This is a genomic window from Taklimakanibacter deserti, assembly GCA_003574785.1.
On record QORU01000014.1, the window covers coordinates 128875 to 145603 of the forward strand.

Sequence of the window (16729 nt, forward strand, 5' to 3'; positions counted from 1 at the left end):
AATCAAAGAAGCCGCAGTCGTTGTTTGCGCTACGTATGTAGTCGCAGAAGATCGGGCTTGTTTCTGATTGTAATTTTGCGCGGATGGCCTTGGATCAAAGTAGAATAGTGTCGGGTAACGGCGAAATGCTCATTCTGCCATAAGTGCCAATCCAGTTGCGGATTGGAGCAACAATTGTTGTGACCATAGATCAGCCTTCCCGCCAATTCCGCCTTTTCCAATTGAGAGGATGGAGCAGGCGGGTTAAAACGCTTTGCATGTTAGGAAGAATTGAGATGGAAGCGAAGACGCCGCTTCCCGGGCACCGGTTTTCCGTGGCCCCCATGATGGACTGGAGCGACCGGCATTGCCGGTTCTTCCATCGCCAGATGACGAAGCGCGCTCTGCTTTATACGGAGATGGTGACGGTGCAGGCGATCCGTCATGGCGACCGCGAGCGCCTGATCGGCTTCGACCCCCGAGAGCAGCCCGTCGCCTTGCAGATCGGCGGCAGCGATCCGAAGCTCCTTGCCGAGGCCGCCCGCTGGGGCGAGGATTTCGGCTACGCGGAGATCAATCTCAATGTCGGCTGCCCGTCGGACCGCGTGCAGGAAGGCCGCTTCGGCGCCTGCCTCATGGCCGAGCCCGATCTCGTCGCCGAAGGGGTCGCGGCGATGCGCAGTGCCGTCGCCGTCCCGGTCACGGTCAAATGCCGCATCGGCATCGACGACCAGGACGAGGATGAGGATCTCGACCGCTTCATCCGCAAGGTGGCTGAGACAGGATGCTCGACCTTCATCATCCATGCCCGCAAGGCCTGGCTCGAGGGCCTCTCGCCCAAGGAGAACCGCGAGATCCCGCCGCTCAATTATGAGCGCGTCTATCGCATCAAAGAGGCCCATCCCGAGCTCACCGTCGTCGTCAATGGCGGCATCGGCTCGCTCGCCGAAGCGAGCACGCATCTCGCTCATGTCGACGGCGTGATGCTGGGCCGCGCCGCCTATCACACGCCCTGGATCCTCTGCGACGTCGATCGTCTCATTTTCGGCGACGCCCCCGCCGTCCTGAGCCGCGCCGATGTTGTTGCGCGCATGAAACCCTATATCGCGTCCGAGCTCGAAAAGGCGCCCGGGCTTGCGCGCATCACCCGGCACATGCTGGGGCTGTTCCACGGCGAGCCGGGCGGCCGCGCCTGGCGCCGGATCATTTCCGAGAATTCCCATCGCCCGGGCGCCGGCGCCGATCTCCTGGACGTAGCGCTCGCCGCCGTGGCGGAGCAGGTGAACCGGTTGCAAGCGGCGGAATGATCTTAAGGGTCGCGCTTACTTGCCACACGGCCCGGATTTGGTGTTAATGGATCCAAGACGGCTGATTGACTGGGCCAGCGGCATGAAACGGCGCTTTTCCCGCGGTGCTTTTCTCGGGCTTTCGCTCTTTGCGGCGCCCGCACTCGCTGGCTCGGCATGGGCGCAGGCGGCGCCTGAGGATTGTGAGAGCATATCCGGAGTGAACGAGCCCTCGCGGACCGAAGTGGGCGGCTGCCTAAAGCCCATCATCGACTATCATGCGCTGATCGCTGTTTCCGATGCGGTGCGCAGAGTGGTTGCGGGAAGGCTGGCCGGGGGCAGTGACGAGGAGGTCGAACCCGCCGGTCTCGCTTTGGACAGCCCTGAGGAGATTGCCGCACGCCTGGCGGGAAACGGCGCCATCGTCGTCGAGCCCGTGGCCGACATTCCCGCCACGATGGTGACGGAGCAGAGGCGGTGGAACGCCTGGGTCGACGGCAAATACAGCTGGATCAAGGGCAAGAGCGAGGTCGACCACAGCAAGGGCCCGCTCACCAATGTCATGGCCGGCATCGACTACCGGCTGATGAGCAATGTCGTCCTGGGCGTCCTGGGCACCTATGAGGATTCACGCCTCGAAACCCAAGGCGTTTCTCCGATCGAGCAGAAGACGGAAGGCTATGGCGGCGGTGCCTATATCGGCATCACGGTCACGCCCAACATCATCTTCAGCGGCATGGCCACCTATGCGGCGATCGAGACCGAGCTCGGCGGCGCCAGCGACGGCGACACCGATTCGGACCGGGTTCAGCTTTCCGGCGCCTTCACCGGCTACTGGTATTTCGGCACCACGCGTCTTTCCCCCTCGCTCACCCTCGCCTGGTCCAAGGAATGGCAGGATGAATATTCCGACGGCCTGACCCCGGAGCAACGGTTCGAAACCGGCGTTCTCTCGCCCGGAGCGGTGCTCGGCCACACTATTGCGCTGACGGATACGATGTCGGTCGAGCCATGGGTCGGCGCCTACTTCGACTACACGTTCATCAATGACACCGACACCGATGGCGCCGTGGACGACAATTCATACGGCGAGCAGGAGGACGTGCGCCTGCAGCTCGGGCTCAATCTCAATCTCGCCAGCAACGTTCAGCTGGCGCTCACGGGCGAGACATCGGGCCTCCTTCTCGATGAGACCGATACCTATGCCGGCGAAGCCAACCTCGCGATCCAGTTCTAGATGAAACAGCTCTTCGCCGCGGCACTCCTGCTGGGCGGGCTCGCTTCGCAGCCTTCGGCGGCGGAGATAGGCTGCGATCCGCCGACCAGCATGATCTGCACCGATGCGCAATTGCGCGCCTTGAAGGACGATCTCGACGCGCGCGCCGATCTCATCGCCGAAGCGCCGATGCATCAGGCTTTCCGCAGCGAGCTCGAAGCGGCGAATACCGAATGGGAGGCGGCGATCGATGATTGCGCCGCCGCCGCCAATGCCGCTTTCTGCTACCGTCGGCGCCTCGAGCAGCGCATCGCCGTGCTCGACCTCCTGAAGCGGCTGTTCGCCGGCCCGCATCTGCCGGTGAGTGCCGTGAAAGCCTGCACCGCGCGCGGTGAACCCGCGAGCGCCTGCTATGAGGGCCTGTTCGCGGCGGCCGACACCGTCTATGCGATTGCGGCGCGCGCCTTCGAGACATCGCTCGCCGCCGTCAACATCCAGACGCCCACCGCTCCCGATGCCGCCAGCGAGGCGTCTTCCGCCGAGGAGGCGTTCAGAACCTGGCGCACTGCCGAATGCAAGGCGCTGAGCCAGAGCCCGATGATCGAGCAGGGCGAGGCGGGCGGACTCCTGGCTTGCCAGATTCAATTGACCTGGAAAGAACTCGCGACCCTGGCGGAATTGTTGGGCCGCAAGCCCCATTGGTCGGAGCGCGTCCTCGCTTATGCGCCGCGCTTCCGCGCCTGCTTCGACCGCGGCCGCGACGAGGATGTCGATCTGCGCATCATCGATGTGTTTTCGGGCGATGCGGGCGAGATCATCCGTCTGATGGGATCGCGCGGGCGCTATGATTGTTCGGCAGTCGAGGCCACCGTTTCATCCTTCCTGCCGGCGCAAAGCCGTTCAGCCCGGCCGGGCGAGGCCGAGGCGATCTTCGTTCCGGTCCAGGGATCACGCCCGCCCGAGGCGGTGCTGGCGGCACCCGGCGGCAGGAAAGCCGATTGCTATGAGACGCAGGCCATCATTGCCGCAGAAGCCAGGCTTTCGGGTTGGATTGCTGTCTCGCATTGTGATTAGGCGCCTCTTGGGCATGCCTAGAATGATCGGGCAAAGTGCGAGACTTTGCCCATCAGTTCGATCGGTACTTAAAGCGGCTTGAGATTGACGGCGGAGCTTTTGCCCCGCTTGGGATCCTGTTGCAGCTCGAAGGAAATCTTCTGGCCCTCATTGAGCCCGGTCAAACCCGAGCGCTGCACTGCCGAAATATGTACAAATACGTCAGCCCCCCCACTCTCCGGCTGGATAAAGCCGAAGCCCTTGGTGGTGTTGAACCATTTAACCGTGCCAACCGGCATATTCGTCCTCCACTCCTCGACAGCCTCCCTAGGCTGCGACCGCGTTAAGATAAGGAAATTTTTGAACAGTGCAACTTGATACTATTTAAGGCTGCCGGGCATATGATTTTGACCCGGATTGGTATTGTCAAAGGCCGAGCCGGCCGCGCCGGCCGCCTTTGCGGCGCTTGCGCAGTGTGAGGGTCGAGACCCGTTCCGGCAAAGCCGATATGATCTCGCGCCTTTCGGCCGGCGTCAGGCCGAGCCAGCTGCCGATTTCGCCCCGCGTCCGGCCGCAGCCCACGCAAAATCCGGTGTCCGGATCGATCACGCAGACCTTGATGCAGGGTGTTTCGATTTCTTGCGACGTGAGCGCATTCATGTTCGGCAGGATAGGCTTGTCTGGGGGTGCAGCAGGCATGGAAACGGCATCGTTGTGCTGGAAAACGCCATGCGCCGCAATGCTTTTCAGCCCTAATCCTTCAGATAAAGGACGCCGTTTTCGATCCGGAAACTCGACAGGCGGCTCAGGAAGCTCATGCCGAGAAGCGATCCCCTGAGCGCTCCTTCGGGCAGCACCACACCCTCGACATCACGCACCCGGACATTGTCGACATCGACGCGGCGCAGCTTCACCCGGGCCGCCTTGACGATACCATTGGCCGTGTTGATCGGCGTGTCATAATCGAGGCCGTGCGGCCTCAGGCCCACTTTTTCGGCATCCTCATAGGAAAGCGCCACGCCTGATGCTCCGGTATCGACCATGACGGCAATGGTCGTGCCATTGATATCGGCCTTGGCGAAATAATGCCCGTTGCTGTCCGCCTTGAGCTCGGTGGCGCTGTAGAGGGAGGGCGCATCGAGGGAAGGCTTGAGGCCCGCGATCGGGCGGGCTTCCTGGTGCAGGCTGACAGCTGCTGCCATGACGATCATGGCAAGCACGGGCAGGGCGATGCTGACCCGGCTGATCAGGCGCGTGGCGATCAGCAGGGCGGCCACCAGTACGAAGCTCGCAATCCAGATCATCATCCTGAAACATCCCGACCCAATGGACGGAGAAGTCTTTCACAGCCTGTGATCAAGGAGCGGTAAAGGCGAAAGGCTCGTCGGTTTCTTGGTTAAGAAAAGCTTGCGGCAGCGGCGATCATCGCCGTCTCGACCAGGAATTGCAGCGCGCCGCATATGTCCCCGGTATGGCCGCCGATCTGGCGCATCGCCAGGAAGCGGGTGAGCCCGGCCACCAGCGCGCCGGCCCCCAGGATCACCAGCGCCGGACCGAGTCCCCAAGTGGCGAGGATGAGGAGGGCGGCGATGATGCCGCCCAACAGGAGAGCTTTCCTGGACGTGAAATCCGAGGGCTGGCCCGCCCCGTGCGCCAGACCGTCGCTGCGGGCAGGGGGCGTCGAGGCCATCAGCCAGACGATCAAGGCGCGCGAGAGGGCGCCAGTGGCGGCGAGGAGGGCTACGACCGCCGTTGCCGGTCCCTCAGCCAGCGCGCCGAGGCAGGCCGCCTTGACGAGGAGCCCGAGAACCAGGGCCATGACCCCATAGGCGCCGATATGGCTGTCGCGCATGATGGCGAGCTTGCCGTCGCGGTCTTGGCCGCCGCCGAAGCCGTCGGCCGTATCGGCGAGGCCGTCCTCATGCAGGCCGCCGGTCAGGACCGCCAAGGCGGCAAGGGTGAGGCCGGCGGCGGCAAGGCCCGGCAGGCCGGTCGAAGCGAGGCCCGCCAGCACGAGCCCCGAAGCCGCCCCGATGACGGCCCCGGCAACGGGGAAGGCCCGCATCGCCTCAGCCAAGGGGGCTGAAGGCACTCCTCCCGGTATCGGCAGCCGGGTCAGGAAGCCGAAGCTCGCCGCGAGATCGGCGGTCCAGCTCTTCGCCATGTCGTTTCCGGAATTCAGGGAGGCCATGGCGTAGTCATTATGCGGCGGCTATGGACTGGGCAACCTTCCCGACAACCCCATACAGGAAAAAAGATGACTGCGACGACCGGCCTGCCCTTTGACGATATCCGCCGCCTCATCGCGGACCTGCCGCCCCCCGATGAGGAAGCGGCGGCAGCCGTCCGGGCTCGCGACAGCCGGTTGACCAAGCCGCCAGGGTCACTAGGGCGGCTCGAGCATATCGCCGAATGGCTGGCGCGTTGGCAGGGCCGCCATGCCCCCCGGGTCGAGCGTCCGGTCGTCGCCGTCTTCGCCGGCAATCATGGGGTGGTGAACCAAGGGGTTGCCGCCTATCCCCAGGCCGTCACCCGCCAGATGGTGGCCAATTTCCAGGCCGGCGGCGCCGCGGTGAACCAGATCTGCAAGAGCTTCGACCTCGGCCTCAAGGTCTTCGAGCTGGCGCTCGAAACGCCGACCAAAGACATCACCGAGGCCGCCGCCATGGAAGAGGCCGAATGCGCCGCGACCATGGCCTACGGCATGGAGGCGGTCGCCGGCGGCGCCGATCTTCTCTGCATCGGCGAGATGGGCATCGGCAATACGACCATCGCCGCCGCCATTTGCCATGGGCTCTATGGCGGCGATCCGGCCGACTGGGTGGGGCCCGGGACGGGTGTCGACGCCGAGGGCCTCAGGCGCAAGGCCGATGCGGTGGGCCGCGCCGTCGCCTTCCACAAAGCGCATCTCAAGGACCCGCTCGAAGTGCTGCGCCGTCTCGGCGGCCGCGAGCTCGCCGCCATGGCAGGGGCGATCCTGGCCGCCCGTCATGCCAAGGTGCCAGTGCTGATCGACGGCTATGTGGCGAGTGCCGCGGCGGCGACCCTGCACGCTTTGGCCCCCCGCGCCCTCGATCACTGCCTTGCCGCGCACCGCTCTGCCGAGCCGGCGCACCGCCTTCTTCTCGAGAAGCTCGGACAGGAGCCCTTGCTCGATCTCGGCATGCGGCTGGGCGAGGCTTCGGGAGCAGCCCTCGCCGCCGCCATCGTCAAGGCCGCGGCCGATCTCCATAACGGCATGGCGACCTTCGAGAGCGCCGGCGTGAGTGACAAAGCATGATCCGGAAAAGCTTGTGGCTGGGCTTGACCCGGCCATCTCCCGGTTTTCCGATAAGATCATGCGCAAGAAATGAAGCGCGTCAGCTCGTGATGGCGATGAGCTTGCGCTGGCTGGGCGAGGTCGCGGCCTCGGCGATGACCTCGGCCCTGGGCCCGCTGAGCACGCGCGCGAAGGGGAAGACCACCGTCGCCTCGGTGCCGTGACCGGGCTTGCTGCGCAATTCGAACGAACCGCCATGCATGTTGATGAGGCCTTTGACGATCGGCAGGCCGAGGCCGGCGCCGTCGACCGCCTTCTTCACCGCGAGCGATCCGCGGGCGAAGGCCTGCATGGCGAGCTCGATCTCCTCTTCCGGCATGCCGGGACCATTGTCGATGAAGCTGACGGCGATCTCGCCGCCTTCGCGCTGGCTTGCCATGACCAGGATCTCGCCGCCCACGGGGGAGAATTTCGCGGCATTCGACAGGAGATTGATCCAGATTTGCCGCACCGAGCGGTGATCGACCAGGACCTTGGGCAGGTTCGCCGGAATATCGAAGACGAGATCTTGCGACTTTTCCCTGAGCTTGAAGGCGACGAAGTTCCGCACATCCTCGAGCGAGTCGGCGATGGCGAGAGGCTCTTCGCGCATGTCGCGCCGTCCCGCCTCGATGCGGGTGAGATCGAGGATGTCGTTGACGAGGCTGAGCAGATAGCTACCCGAATTGTGGATGTCGTTGGCATAGGTCTTGTAGGCCGAGATCTCGTGGCGGCCGAACATCTCGCGGCTGATGATCTCGGAGAAGCCCAGGATGGCGTTGAGCGGAGTCCTGAGCTCATGGCTCATGGTGGCGAGAAATTGCGACTTGGCCTTGCTCGCTTCTTCGGCGCGAAGCCTTTCGCGCTCGGCTTCGGCCCTGGCACTCTCGGCCTTGTCGCGCTCGACGACGAGCTGGGAGAAGAGCTCGTCCTTCTGCGCCTTGAAGATGAACATGTCGCGCGCCGTTTCCTGCAGCTTGCGGGCGACGAGCGCGAAGAAGATCTGGCAGCCGATGGCGAGGGCGCCCAGGCCCGAATAGAGATAGCTCTGTTCGGCGGTGCAGCGCAGCGCCAGGGCCAAAGTGATGAGGCCGGTGCCGGCGACGATGATCGGCATGAAGTTGGCGGAGATCATGATGCGCACCGCGACGATGGCCATGAGACTCGCCACGATATAGATATGCTGCAGGTCGCTGGCGTTGTCCCATAGAAGGAACAATGGCGAAGACCAGCAGGCGGCGATGAAGAACTCGGATGCCGTCATCATGCCGAGCCAATCGTGGAACTGTGACTTTTTCGGCTTGCTCTTGTGCTGCTGATGGCAGAGCTGGAGATATTGCCGGCAGAGATAGACCTGGATGGCTTGGCAGCCGACGGCCGCGACGAACCATGCAAGCGATTGCTGCCACGGTGCCCATTGGAGCGTCATGAGCGCGAAGAGGGCGGCGAAGAGGGGCAGAGCGTAGACGACTTTCAACTGGTTCTTGACGAACATGGTCAAGAGGTCGCGTTCCCAGGGAATGGTCTCGCTGTCGCCGATGACTACCCCATTGGCCGCAGCCGCGGGCGAAATTGCACCGGCGGCAGGAACTGTCGTGGCATCCGTTGTGAGCATGACGGTTCGCTCAATTCACCCATTAGTCGTCCCATGGCGAGGATAGGAAAAGCGGTTTAAAGCCCTGTTCGCGAAAACACTAAAAATGCTCTTATGTATTAACCATGCCGGAAACTCTGAAACGCCTGAGCGCCAGAATAAAGGCCTGCCGCATCTGCCTGGAGGCCCCGAAAGGACGACCCTTGCCGCATGAGCCGCGGCCGGTTTTCCAAGTGAGTTCAACAGCGAAGCTCCTCATCGTCGGGCAGGCGCCGGGAACGCGCGTCCACGCCTCGGGCCGGCCCTTCACCGATCCCTCCGGCGTCAGGCTCAGGCAGTGGCTCGGCATCGATGAAACCCTGTTTTATGATGAACGCCACGTTGCCATCGTGCCCATGGGGTTCTGCTTTCCCGGCCAGAACGCGAAGGGCGCCGATCTGCCGCCGCGCCCTGAATGCGCGCCGGCCTGGCGGGCGAAGCTCCTGTCGCATTTGAACGCCGTGCGCTTCGTCATCTGTCTCGGCCGGCCGGCCCAGCACTGGCATCTGGGCGAGCTCGCCGGAGCGGATTTGACCGAGACGGTGAGGAACTGGCGCAAGAGTTTGGCATTGCATCCCAAGGTTCTGGCGCTGCCGCATCCGTCCTGGCGCAACAATGCCTGGCTCAAGAAGAATCCGTGGTTTGCGGACGAGCTGCTTCCGGTGCTGCGCAAGGAGATGCGAGACCTCTTCCCGGCGCATAGGACGGGCCGACTTAGCATTTGACCTTTGCCGTTCATGCAGTAAGCGAGACCCATGGAAAAGATCACACGTGAACAGATATTGGCCGCCCTCGGCAAGCTCAAGCTCCCGGGCTCTGCACGGGACATCGTCTCGGCAGGGCTCATCAGCGACATCGTGATCGCCAACAACCGGGTGATGTTCGCGATCACCGCCGATCAGGGAAACACGGCTGCGGTGGAGCCCGTGCGCCGCGAGGCCGAGCGTATCGTCGCGAGCATGCCGGGTGTCGAGAAGGTGATGGTGGCGCTGACCGCCGAGCGCAAGCAGGCGCCGCCCAAGACGGCCAATCTCAAGAGCGGCATCCCGGGCCTGCGCCATATCGTTGCGGTGGCGTCCGGCAAGGGCGGTGTCGGCAAGTCGACCATGGCGGTCAATCTCGCGCTGGCACTCAAGGCCAACGGGTTGCGCGTGGCGGTGCTCGATGCCGATGTCTATGGGCCTTCCATGCCGCGGCTGCTCGGCATCACGGGCAAGCCCAGAGCCGCCGATGCCGAAGGCAAGCTCATGCAGCCCATGGAAGCGTATGGGCTCAAGGTCATGTCGATGGGCTTCCTCGTTCCCGAGGACACGCCGATGATCTGGCGGGGCCCGATGGTGATGTCGGCTCTCATGCAGATGCTGCGCGATGTGACCTGGGGCGAGATCGACATCATGATCGTCGACATGCCGCCGGGCACCGGCGATGCGCAGCTGACGCTGGCGCAGCAGACGCCGCTCTCGGGCGCCGTGATCGTCTCGACGCCGCAGGATCTGGCGTTGCTCGATGCCCGCAAGGGACTCAACATGTTTCGCAAGGTGAGCGTGCCGGTTCTCGGCATCATCGAGAATATGAGCTATTTCATCTGTGGCAAATGCGGCGAGCGTCATGAGATATTCGGCCATGGCGGGGCGCGCGAGGAAGCCCGGCGCCTGGGCGTCCCGTTCCTGGGCGAGGTGCCGCTTGACATGGAGGTCCGCGCCCGCTCCGATGCTGGCGAGCCCATTGTAGCGTCTCTGCCGGAGGGGGCGCATGCGGCGATTTTCAGGAAGATCGCCGCTGAGGTGTGGTCCGCGGTCGAAGCTGGAGGTGTCCGGAAGTCGCCTCGGATCGTGATCGAAGATTAGGGGGAAACGGCCGTAAATGCTTGATCTTACAGGCCGGTAACGCAAGATTTACCATATGTTCGCTTTAATCGGCGAATCGTGCAGTCGGGGAAGGGGTCTGTCATGTCGAAACTGATGATCATTCTGGGCATCATCGTCGCCGCAGCGGGCGCGGTGATCGGTGCCCTCATCTATGTTTCACCAGGCCAGATGCAGGTTCTGGGGCTGACCCCCGAAGTTGCCGCGGTGGCGCTGGTCGGCGGCTTGGGCCTTATTGGCCTCGGCGGCGTCATTGGCGCCTTGGACAAGACCACTGCCGCCACGCGTGGATTGCGCGACTGGCTGGTGGCCGGCCAGGACAGCGGCCAGATGGCGCCGGTGACATCGCCCGCCGTCGTGTCGGATTTCTCGACCGCCACCATCGCGCCGCCGCCTTTCCCGGTTCCCACACCGCCCGTCGAGCCGCCGCCGTCGCCCACCAGCAAACTCGATGCCCTGCTCAGGGAATCGAAGGCCGAGACGAGCCGCGTGGTAGCCGAGAGCAAGGAGACGATCTCGGCGATCGACAAGGCCAAGGAGCGGCTCGAAGAGGTGTTGAGCCCGCGCCAACCGGAACCGCCGCCGCTGTCACCTCCGCCGCTGTCACCTCCGCCGGCCGTCGAGACCGTGGCCGAGCCAGCCGCCGAGACGGTGGAAGTAGCCGAGACGACCGAGGTCGTGGCCGAAGCGGGCGACGTCATCGAGACCGCCGAAGAGGGCGAGGACACTCAGCTCTTCGTCGTCGAGGAGCGCCTGATCAGAGGGCGCCCGGCGCGGGTCCTTTCCGATGGCACCGTCGAAGCGGAGACCGATGACGGCTGGATGCGGTTCGAGAATCTCGAGCATCTCGAGGAATATCTCGACGCCATGTCGCCCGGGCAAGCTTAGCGCACGTCGAGGACGCTGGTCCTGGCGTTGTGCACGACCTGGCTCGCGGTCGAACCCTTGAAGATGCGCTGCAGCCGCGAGCGGCCCTCATCCGTCACCACGATGAAGCGGTAGCTCGAGCCGGTCTCGATGATCTCCTCGGCCGTATCGCCGATGGCGGTGCGGGTGTCGGAGACGGTGATCTTCATCGCCTTGAGCAGCGCCTTGGCATTGGCGACGGCTTCTTCCGCCGCGGGCCTCGCCGCTTCGTCCGGCGCCACCGAGAACAGCGTGATCGAGGCGCCGCTCATATGGGCGAGGACGGCGGCCCGGCGCACCGCCTGCATCGAGCGCGATGAGCCGTCGGTGCAGATGAAGAAACCTTCCTTGTCGAGGCTGGGCCGCGCCACCAGCACCGAGCAGGGCGCATGCGTCACCACTTCCTGGACGACGCCGGTGCCGAACCAGGCCTTGAATTCGCTGCGCCAGCGCGACGGCTGTCCCAGGATCATCAGATTGTAGGGGCCGAGCTCATATTGATCGAGGATGCCGTTGGCGGCATCGGGCGCGGTCTTGAGCTTGAGCACGACGCTCCTGCCCTTGTCGCTGCGATATTCCACCTTGGTGTCGCCGGCGGGGTCGCCCCAGGCATCCTGGTGGCTCGCCTCATTGGACCAGCTTTCGACGTCGATGCCCTCTTCCTTGAGGATGGCGAGGGAACGCTTCAGGTCGCGCACGCCGGGCAGCTCGAAGCCCGAATCCATCATGTTCTGGCGGGCGATCCGCAGTTGCAGGCCTCCCGACCACAGCGCCTGGTCGATCGGGCGCACATAGAGCACGATGATGTCGCATTCGTCATTGATCGCGAGGCGGGCGGCGAACTGGACGGTGATGAAGGATTCCTCCGAGCCGTCGATGCAGGCGAGGATGCGGAAACGGTTGCGGCGCTGCTGGCGCAGATTGTGCAGCGTCTTTTGCACCGCGCGTTCCTGCCGGTCGCTGAGCTTGGTGCGCTTGAACAGGTTCTCCAGCACTCGCGGGGTCACTCCTCTTCTGCGATTCGGAGTCTAGCTCGCGATGAAGGGCCAATAAAGGCTGGCGAGGGCCAAGAGGATGATCACCGACACGATCATCATGCGCATGCCGACCTTGAAGAAGTCGCGGCCCTTCAGATAGCCCGACGCATAGATGATGGTGAAGGCGGGCTGCGCCGCCGGCGTCAGGTAGCCGAAGGCGGACGAGATCGCGGTGACGAAGCCGGCGATGAGCGGATCCTGGTGCGCGGCATAGGCGGTGTTGAGCAGGATCGGCGCCAGGACCGCGACCGCGGCGCCGGCCGTCATCGTATTGGAGACGGCAATGGTGAGGAGCGAGATGGCGGCATTGAAGCCGAGGCCTGAGCCGGCGCCGATATTGTCGAGGAGCGACAGGAAGCTCGACGCGACCCAGGCCGCCGCCCCGGTTTCGGTCATCTCGACGCCGAGCGATATCGCCGCCGCATAGAGGAGCACCACACCCCAGTTGACGCCCGAATTGATGTCCTCCCAGCGTACCAGGCCGAAGACCAGGAAGGCGGCGACGCCGATCAGGGCAATGACGCCGAGGCCCAGATGCTGCGACAGGAAGATCCAGCCCAGGATGGTCAGGACGAAGATGAAGATGGTGAGCCAGCCCGACGGCTTGAGCGGCCCGTCCATGATGACCTGGGTCCTGAGTTTCGACACCGCGCGCGACATGTCGGTGGTTTCGGGCTTGAAGGTAAAGACCAGGATCGCCGCCACGATCGGCAGGCGGATCAGGAACATCGGGAAGGCATAGACCGCCCAGGTGAGGTAATCCATGAGATAGCGGCGGCTCTCCGCGTCCAGGGGATCGTAGAACAGGTCCTTCCAATAGGAGATGATGATGGCGTTGCGCGCCCCGCCGGAGGGGGTGGCGACGCCGGCGATCGAGCAGCCATAGGAGATCGAGAACAGAATGACGGCCGCGAGATTGTGTACCTTCTTGGGGTCTTGCGAGGTCAGCGTGATGAGTGTCACGCCGACCGGCAGCATCATCGCGGCGACGGTATGCTCGCCGATGAAGGCGGCGAGCGTGCCGCACACGGCGGTAATCCCGAAGCTGATCCAATAGACGTTGGTGCCGGTCATCTGCACGATCGACCAGGCGATGCGCCGGTCGAGGCGCTGTTTCACGATGGCGACCGCGAGCATCAGCGAACCCATGATGAACAGCACCGAATCGGTCATCAGGCTCTGTGCCACTTTCGTGGGGTCGACCTTGAGGAGCACGACCTGGCCTATGATGATGAGCAGCGGCACTGTGGGCAGCGGCACCGCCTCGGTGACGAACAGGATGGTCGCAACCACCGACATGGCGAGCACGATCTGGCCTTCATCGGTGAGGCCGTCGGGCGTCGGCGCGACGATCAAGAGGAAGCCGACCAGCATGGCGATGAAGAACCAGCGCCTGGTCCAGAAGAAATTAAGGTCGACATTCTGCCTGACAATGAGGTAGCGCTGGTAGCCGCGGCGCTGGAAACGCGTCAGCCGCTGGCTGATCTCATGCGCCTGCAGGCTGTCGCGCGGGAGCGAAAAAGTGGCTGCCGCTTGCGTCATCCTGGGGCCCTTGCCGAATGATTATGGCACATGAGAGACTGCATCGACCACACCGGGGAACTCTTTCAGGTTTTGTAAATGAAAAGTCTTGACGATGTTTTGCAGGGCATCGATGGCGCCCTGGACGAAAGCGTCGCGCGCCTGTTCGAATTGCTGCGATTTCCGAGCGTCGGCACGGATCCCGCCTTCCATGGCGCCTGCCGTGACGCGGCGGCATGGCTGAAGCGGCTGCTTACGGAAATGGGCTTCACCGCGCGCATGGACGAGACCACCGGCCAGCCGGTGGTCGTGGCTGAATATGCGCCTAAGGGCCTGCCGTCCCATGCGCCCCACATCCTGTTCTACGGCCATTACGATGTTCAGCCACCCGACCCGCTGGACTTGTGGGAAAGCCCGCCTTTCGAGCCCCAACTGCGCAAGGGTGCGGATGGTGAGGAACGCATCTTTGCCCGCGGTGCCTGTGACGACAAGGGCCAACTCATGACCTTCCTGGAGGCCAGCCGGGCGTGGCTCAGGGCCAGAGGCAGCCTGCCTTTCCGCCTCACCGTCCTGATCGAAGGCGATGAGGAAGGTGATGCGAGCCATCTCGACCGCTATGTCGCGAGGAACCGGGACAAGCTCAAACCCGATGTGGTGCTCATTTGCGACACCGGCATGTGGAACGCGAAGACCCCGGCCATCACCACCAGGTTGCGCGGCTGCATCGCCGAGGAGGTCGCCATTTCCGGCCCCTCCAAGGACCTGCATTCGGGCTATTATGGCGGGCCCGCCCGCAACCCCATCCGTGTGCTGACGAAGATCCTGGGCGAGTTGCATGACCGCAATGGCCGGGTCAGGCTCAAGGGTTTCTATGATGGCGTCGACCCGGTGCCGTTGTCGACCCGCCGGCAATGGAAATCACTCAACTTCCCGGCGAAGAAATATCTAGGGGATGTGGGGCTGGCGATCCCGGCGGGCGAGAAGGCCTATGCCGTATATGAGCAGCTCTGGAGCCGGCCCACCGCCGAGATCAACGGCATCTATGCCGGCTATACCGGGACCGGCTCCAAGACGGTGGTGCCCGCCGAGGCGATGGCCAAGCTCACTTTCCGCCTGGTCGGGCGCCAGACGCCGGCGCAGATTCGGAAGGGCCTGCGCCAATTCGTCAAGGAGCGGCTGCCGGCCGACTGCAAGGCCCGTTTCAAGTCGCACGGGGGCGATGCGATGGCGGTCACCGTTACTGAATCGAGCCCCTGGGTGCGGCTCGCCGAGGGCGCCCTCAAGCAGGAATGGGGCCGGGATCCGGTGCTCATGGCGGATGGCGCCTCGATCCCGGTCGTCGGCACCTTCAAGTCGCTGCTCAAGGTCGACAGTCTCCTGGTCGGCTTCGGCCTCGAGGATGACAGCGTCCACAGCCCCAACGAGAAATACAATCTCAAGAGCTTTCACAAAGGCATCAGAAGCTGGGCCCGCCTCATCGGCGGGCTTGCCCATCAGCAGGAGTCCATGACGTCATGACCGATGTAAGCCGTGTTCTCGATGTGGCCGACAAGGGACTGGAGCAGAGCCTCGACCGGCTGTTCGATCTCGTCCGCATTCCCTCGATCTCGACCGACCCCGCCTACAAGGCCGATTGCCGGCGCACCGCCGAGCGCATTGTCGCCGATCTCACAAGGCTGGGCTTTTCCGCCTCTTTGCGCGACACGCCCGGCCACCCGATGGTTGTGGCGCATTTCGAGCCCAAGGCGGCCCAGGGCAAGGTCCCGCATTTCCTGTTCTATGGGCACTATGACGTGCAGCCGCCCGATCCACTCGACAAATGGACGACACCGCCCTTCGAACCTGAGAAGCGCACCGGCAAGGATGGCGTCGTGCGCCTCTATGGCCGCGGCACCGCCGACGACAAGGGGCAGCTCATGACCTTCGTCGAGGCGATGCGGGCCTGGATCGAGGCGACCGGTACGCTGCCGATCAAGGCCACGATCCTGATCGAGGGCGAGGAGGAATCGGGTTCGCCGAGCCTCGTCCCCTTCCTCAAGGAGAACAAGGCGGAGCTCACTTGCGATGCCGCCTTCGTCTGCGACACCAGCATGTGGGACGCGAAGACGCCGGCGATCACCACGCGGCTCAGGGGCATGGTCAAGGACGAGATCACCATCTCGGGGCCGCGCATCGACCTCCATTCCGGCGCCTATGGCGGGCCCGCCGCCAATCCGATCCGCATCCTCTCCAAGCTCCTGTCGAAGCTCCACGACAAGAACGGCAAGGTCACCATTCCGGGCTTCTATGAAGGCGTCGGCGAAGTCCCCAAGGAGATCAAGCAGCAGTGGCAGAAGCTCAAATTCTCCGACAGGAAGTTCCTGAAGGAGGTCGGTCTCTCGGTCCCCGCGGGTGAGAAGGGCAAGGGCGTGCTGGAACAGATCTGGGCCCGTCCGACCGCCGAGGTGAACGGCATATGGGGCGGCTATACGGGTGCCGGCACCAAGACCGTGATCCCGTCCCAGGCCCATGCCAAGCTCACCTTCCGGTTGGTCGGCAAGCAGAAGCCGGAAAAGATCCTGAAGGCCTTCCGCGCTTTCGCCAAGGCGGAAGTGCCGAAGGACTGCCGAATCGAGTTCGCATCCTATGGCTCGGGAAGCCCGGCGAGCGAGATTGCCGAGACCTCGCCCTTGATCCGCAAGAGCGCCAAGGCTCTGAAGGACGAGTTCGGCCGCGAGACGGCGCTCGTCGGTTCCGGCGGCTCGATCCCGATCGTGCGCTATTTCAAGGACGTTCTCGGCATGGACAGCGTGCTGATCGGCTTCGGCCTCAATGACGATGCGCTGCACAGCCCGAACGAGAAATACAACCTCTCGAGCTTCCACAAAGGCATCCGCAGCTGGGTCCGGGTGCTGGACGCGGTCGGGCGGTGAATGCTACGGCTCCTGGTCAGGGA

At 63.9% G+C, this 16729-nt stretch carries 16 protein-coding genes; 9 read left to right on the forward strand and 7 right to left on the reverse strand.

The features are described from left to right. The first annotated feature begins 275 nt into the window (after positions 1-275). The 3 genes from dusA (at position 276) to DS839_RS26985 (ending at position 3555) form a co-directional block, all read left to right on the forward strand. Positions 276-1286, forward strand: coding sequence for a tRNA dihydrouridine(20/20a) synthase DusA (gene dusA / locus DS839_RS26975; protein ID WP_119273605.1), 1011 nt, complete (start codon positions 276-278; stop codon positions 1284-1286). Positions 1287-1485: 199 nt separating this feature from the next. Next, positions 1486-2502, forward strand: a complete 1017-nt coding sequence (locus DS839_RS26980; RefSeq protein ID WP_162918831.1) for an autotransporter outer membrane beta-barrel domain-containing protein — start codon at positions 1486-1488, stop codon at positions 2500-2502. After that, a complete protein-coding gene (locus DS839_RS26985; protein WP_119273607.1) occupies positions 2503-3555 on the forward strand; it encodes a hypothetical protein in 1053 nt (350 codons plus the stop codon). Between the two features lie 68 nt (positions 3556-3623). Here the strand turns inward: DS839_RS26985 and DS839_RS26990 are convergent, their stop codons facing one another. From DS839_RS26990 to DS839_RS27005, 4 genes are all read right to left on the reverse strand, one after another. Continuing rightward, entirely contained in the window at positions 3624-3833 is a 210-nt protein-coding gene (locus DS839_RS26990) for a cold-shock protein (protein ID WP_119273608.1), read from the reverse strand. A gap of 127 nt (positions 3834-3960) precedes the next feature. Then, positions 3961-4194: a DUF1289 domain-containing protein gene (locus DS839_RS26995; protein WP_119273609.1), complete on the reverse strand. Its 234-nt coding sequence runs from the start codon at positions 4192-4194 to the stop codon at positions 3961-3963. Positions 4195-4286: 92 nt separating this feature from the next. Further along, positions 4287-4841: a retropepsin-like aspartic protease family protein gene (locus DS839_RS27000; RefSeq protein ID WP_119273610.1), complete on the reverse strand. Its 555-nt coding sequence runs from the start codon at positions 4839-4841 to the stop codon at positions 4287-4289. Between the two features lie 89 nt (positions 4842-4930). Then, the gene (locus DS839_RS27005) at positions 4931-5698 is read right to left on the reverse strand and encodes an adenosylcobinamide-GDP ribazoletransferase (protein ID WP_119273611.1); all 768 of its coding nucleotides are present in this window, start codon (positions 5696-5698) and stop codon (positions 4931-4933) included. A gap of 93 nt (positions 5699-5791) precedes the next feature. Between DS839_RS27005 and cobT the strand changes: the two genes are divergently transcribed. Then, a complete protein-coding gene (gene cobT, locus DS839_RS27010) occupies positions 5792-6814 on the forward strand; it encodes a nicotinate-nucleotide--dimethylbenzimidazole phosphoribosyltransferase (protein ID WP_119273612.1) in 1023 nt (340 codons plus the stop codon). 79 nt (positions 6815-6893) lie between these two features. Here cobT and DS839_RS27015 read toward each other — a convergent pair whose 3' ends face one another. Further along, positions 6894-8447 (reverse strand): sensor histidine kinase, encoded by a 1554-nt coding sequence (locus DS839_RS27015; RefSeq protein ID WP_119273613.1) that lies wholly within the window; start codon positions 8445-8447, stop codon positions 6894-6896. 212 nt (positions 8448-8659) lie between these two features. Here DS839_RS27015 and DS839_RS27020 point away from each other — a divergent pair, with 212 nt between their 5' ends. From DS839_RS27020 to DS839_RS27030, 3 genes are all read left to right on the forward strand, one after another. Further along, the gene (locus DS839_RS27020) at positions 8660-9190 is read left to right on the forward strand and encodes a uracil-DNA glycosylase family protein (RefSeq protein WP_368911945.1); all 531 of its coding nucleotides are present in this window, start codon (positions 8660-8662) and stop codon (positions 9188-9190) included. 30 nt (positions 9191-9220) lie between these two features. Continuing rightward, on the forward strand, positions 9221-10312 hold the full coding sequence (gene apbC, locus DS839_RS27025) for an iron-sulfur cluster carrier protein ApbC (RefSeq protein WP_119273615.1): 1092 nt from the start codon (positions 9221-9223) through the stop codon (positions 10310-10312). Positions 10313-10414: 102 nt separating this feature from the next. Then, on the forward strand, positions 10415-11218 hold the full coding sequence (locus DS839_RS27030; RefSeq protein WP_119273616.1) for a hypothetical protein: 804 nt from the start codon (positions 10415-10417) through the stop codon (positions 11216-11218). On the opposite strand, the gene DS839_RS27035 is transcribed toward DS839_RS27030, so the two are convergent. After that, positions 11215-12243 (reverse strand): universal stress protein, encoded by a 1029-nt coding sequence (locus DS839_RS27035; RefSeq protein WP_119273617.1) that lies wholly within the window; start codon positions 12241-12243, stop codon positions 11215-11217. The genes DS839_RS27030 and DS839_RS27035 overlap by 4 nt on opposite strands. A 21-nt stretch (positions 12244-12264) precedes the next feature. Beyond that, complete coding sequence (locus DS839_RS27040) at positions 12265-13815, reverse strand: SLC13 family permease (protein WP_368911946.1); 1551 nt, start codon at positions 13813-13815, stop codon at positions 12265-12267. Positions 13816-13893: 78 nt separating this feature from the next. Here DS839_RS27040 and DS839_RS27045 point away from each other — a divergent pair, with 78 nt between their 5' ends. Both DS839_RS27045 and DS839_RS27050 read left to right on the forward strand, forming a co-directional pair. Further along, positions 13894-15312, forward strand: a complete 1419-nt coding sequence (locus tag DS839_RS27045; RefSeq protein WP_119273618.1) for a M20/M25/M40 family metallo-hydrolase — start codon at positions 13894-13896, stop codon at positions 15310-15312. Next, entirely contained in the window at positions 15309-16706 is a 1398-nt protein-coding gene (locus DS839_RS27050) for a M20/M25/M40 family metallo-hydrolase (protein WP_119273619.1), read from the forward strand. The genes DS839_RS27045 and DS839_RS27050 overlap by 4 nt, the downstream gene beginning before the upstream one ends. The last annotated feature ends 23 nt before the right edge of the window (positions 16707-16729 follow it).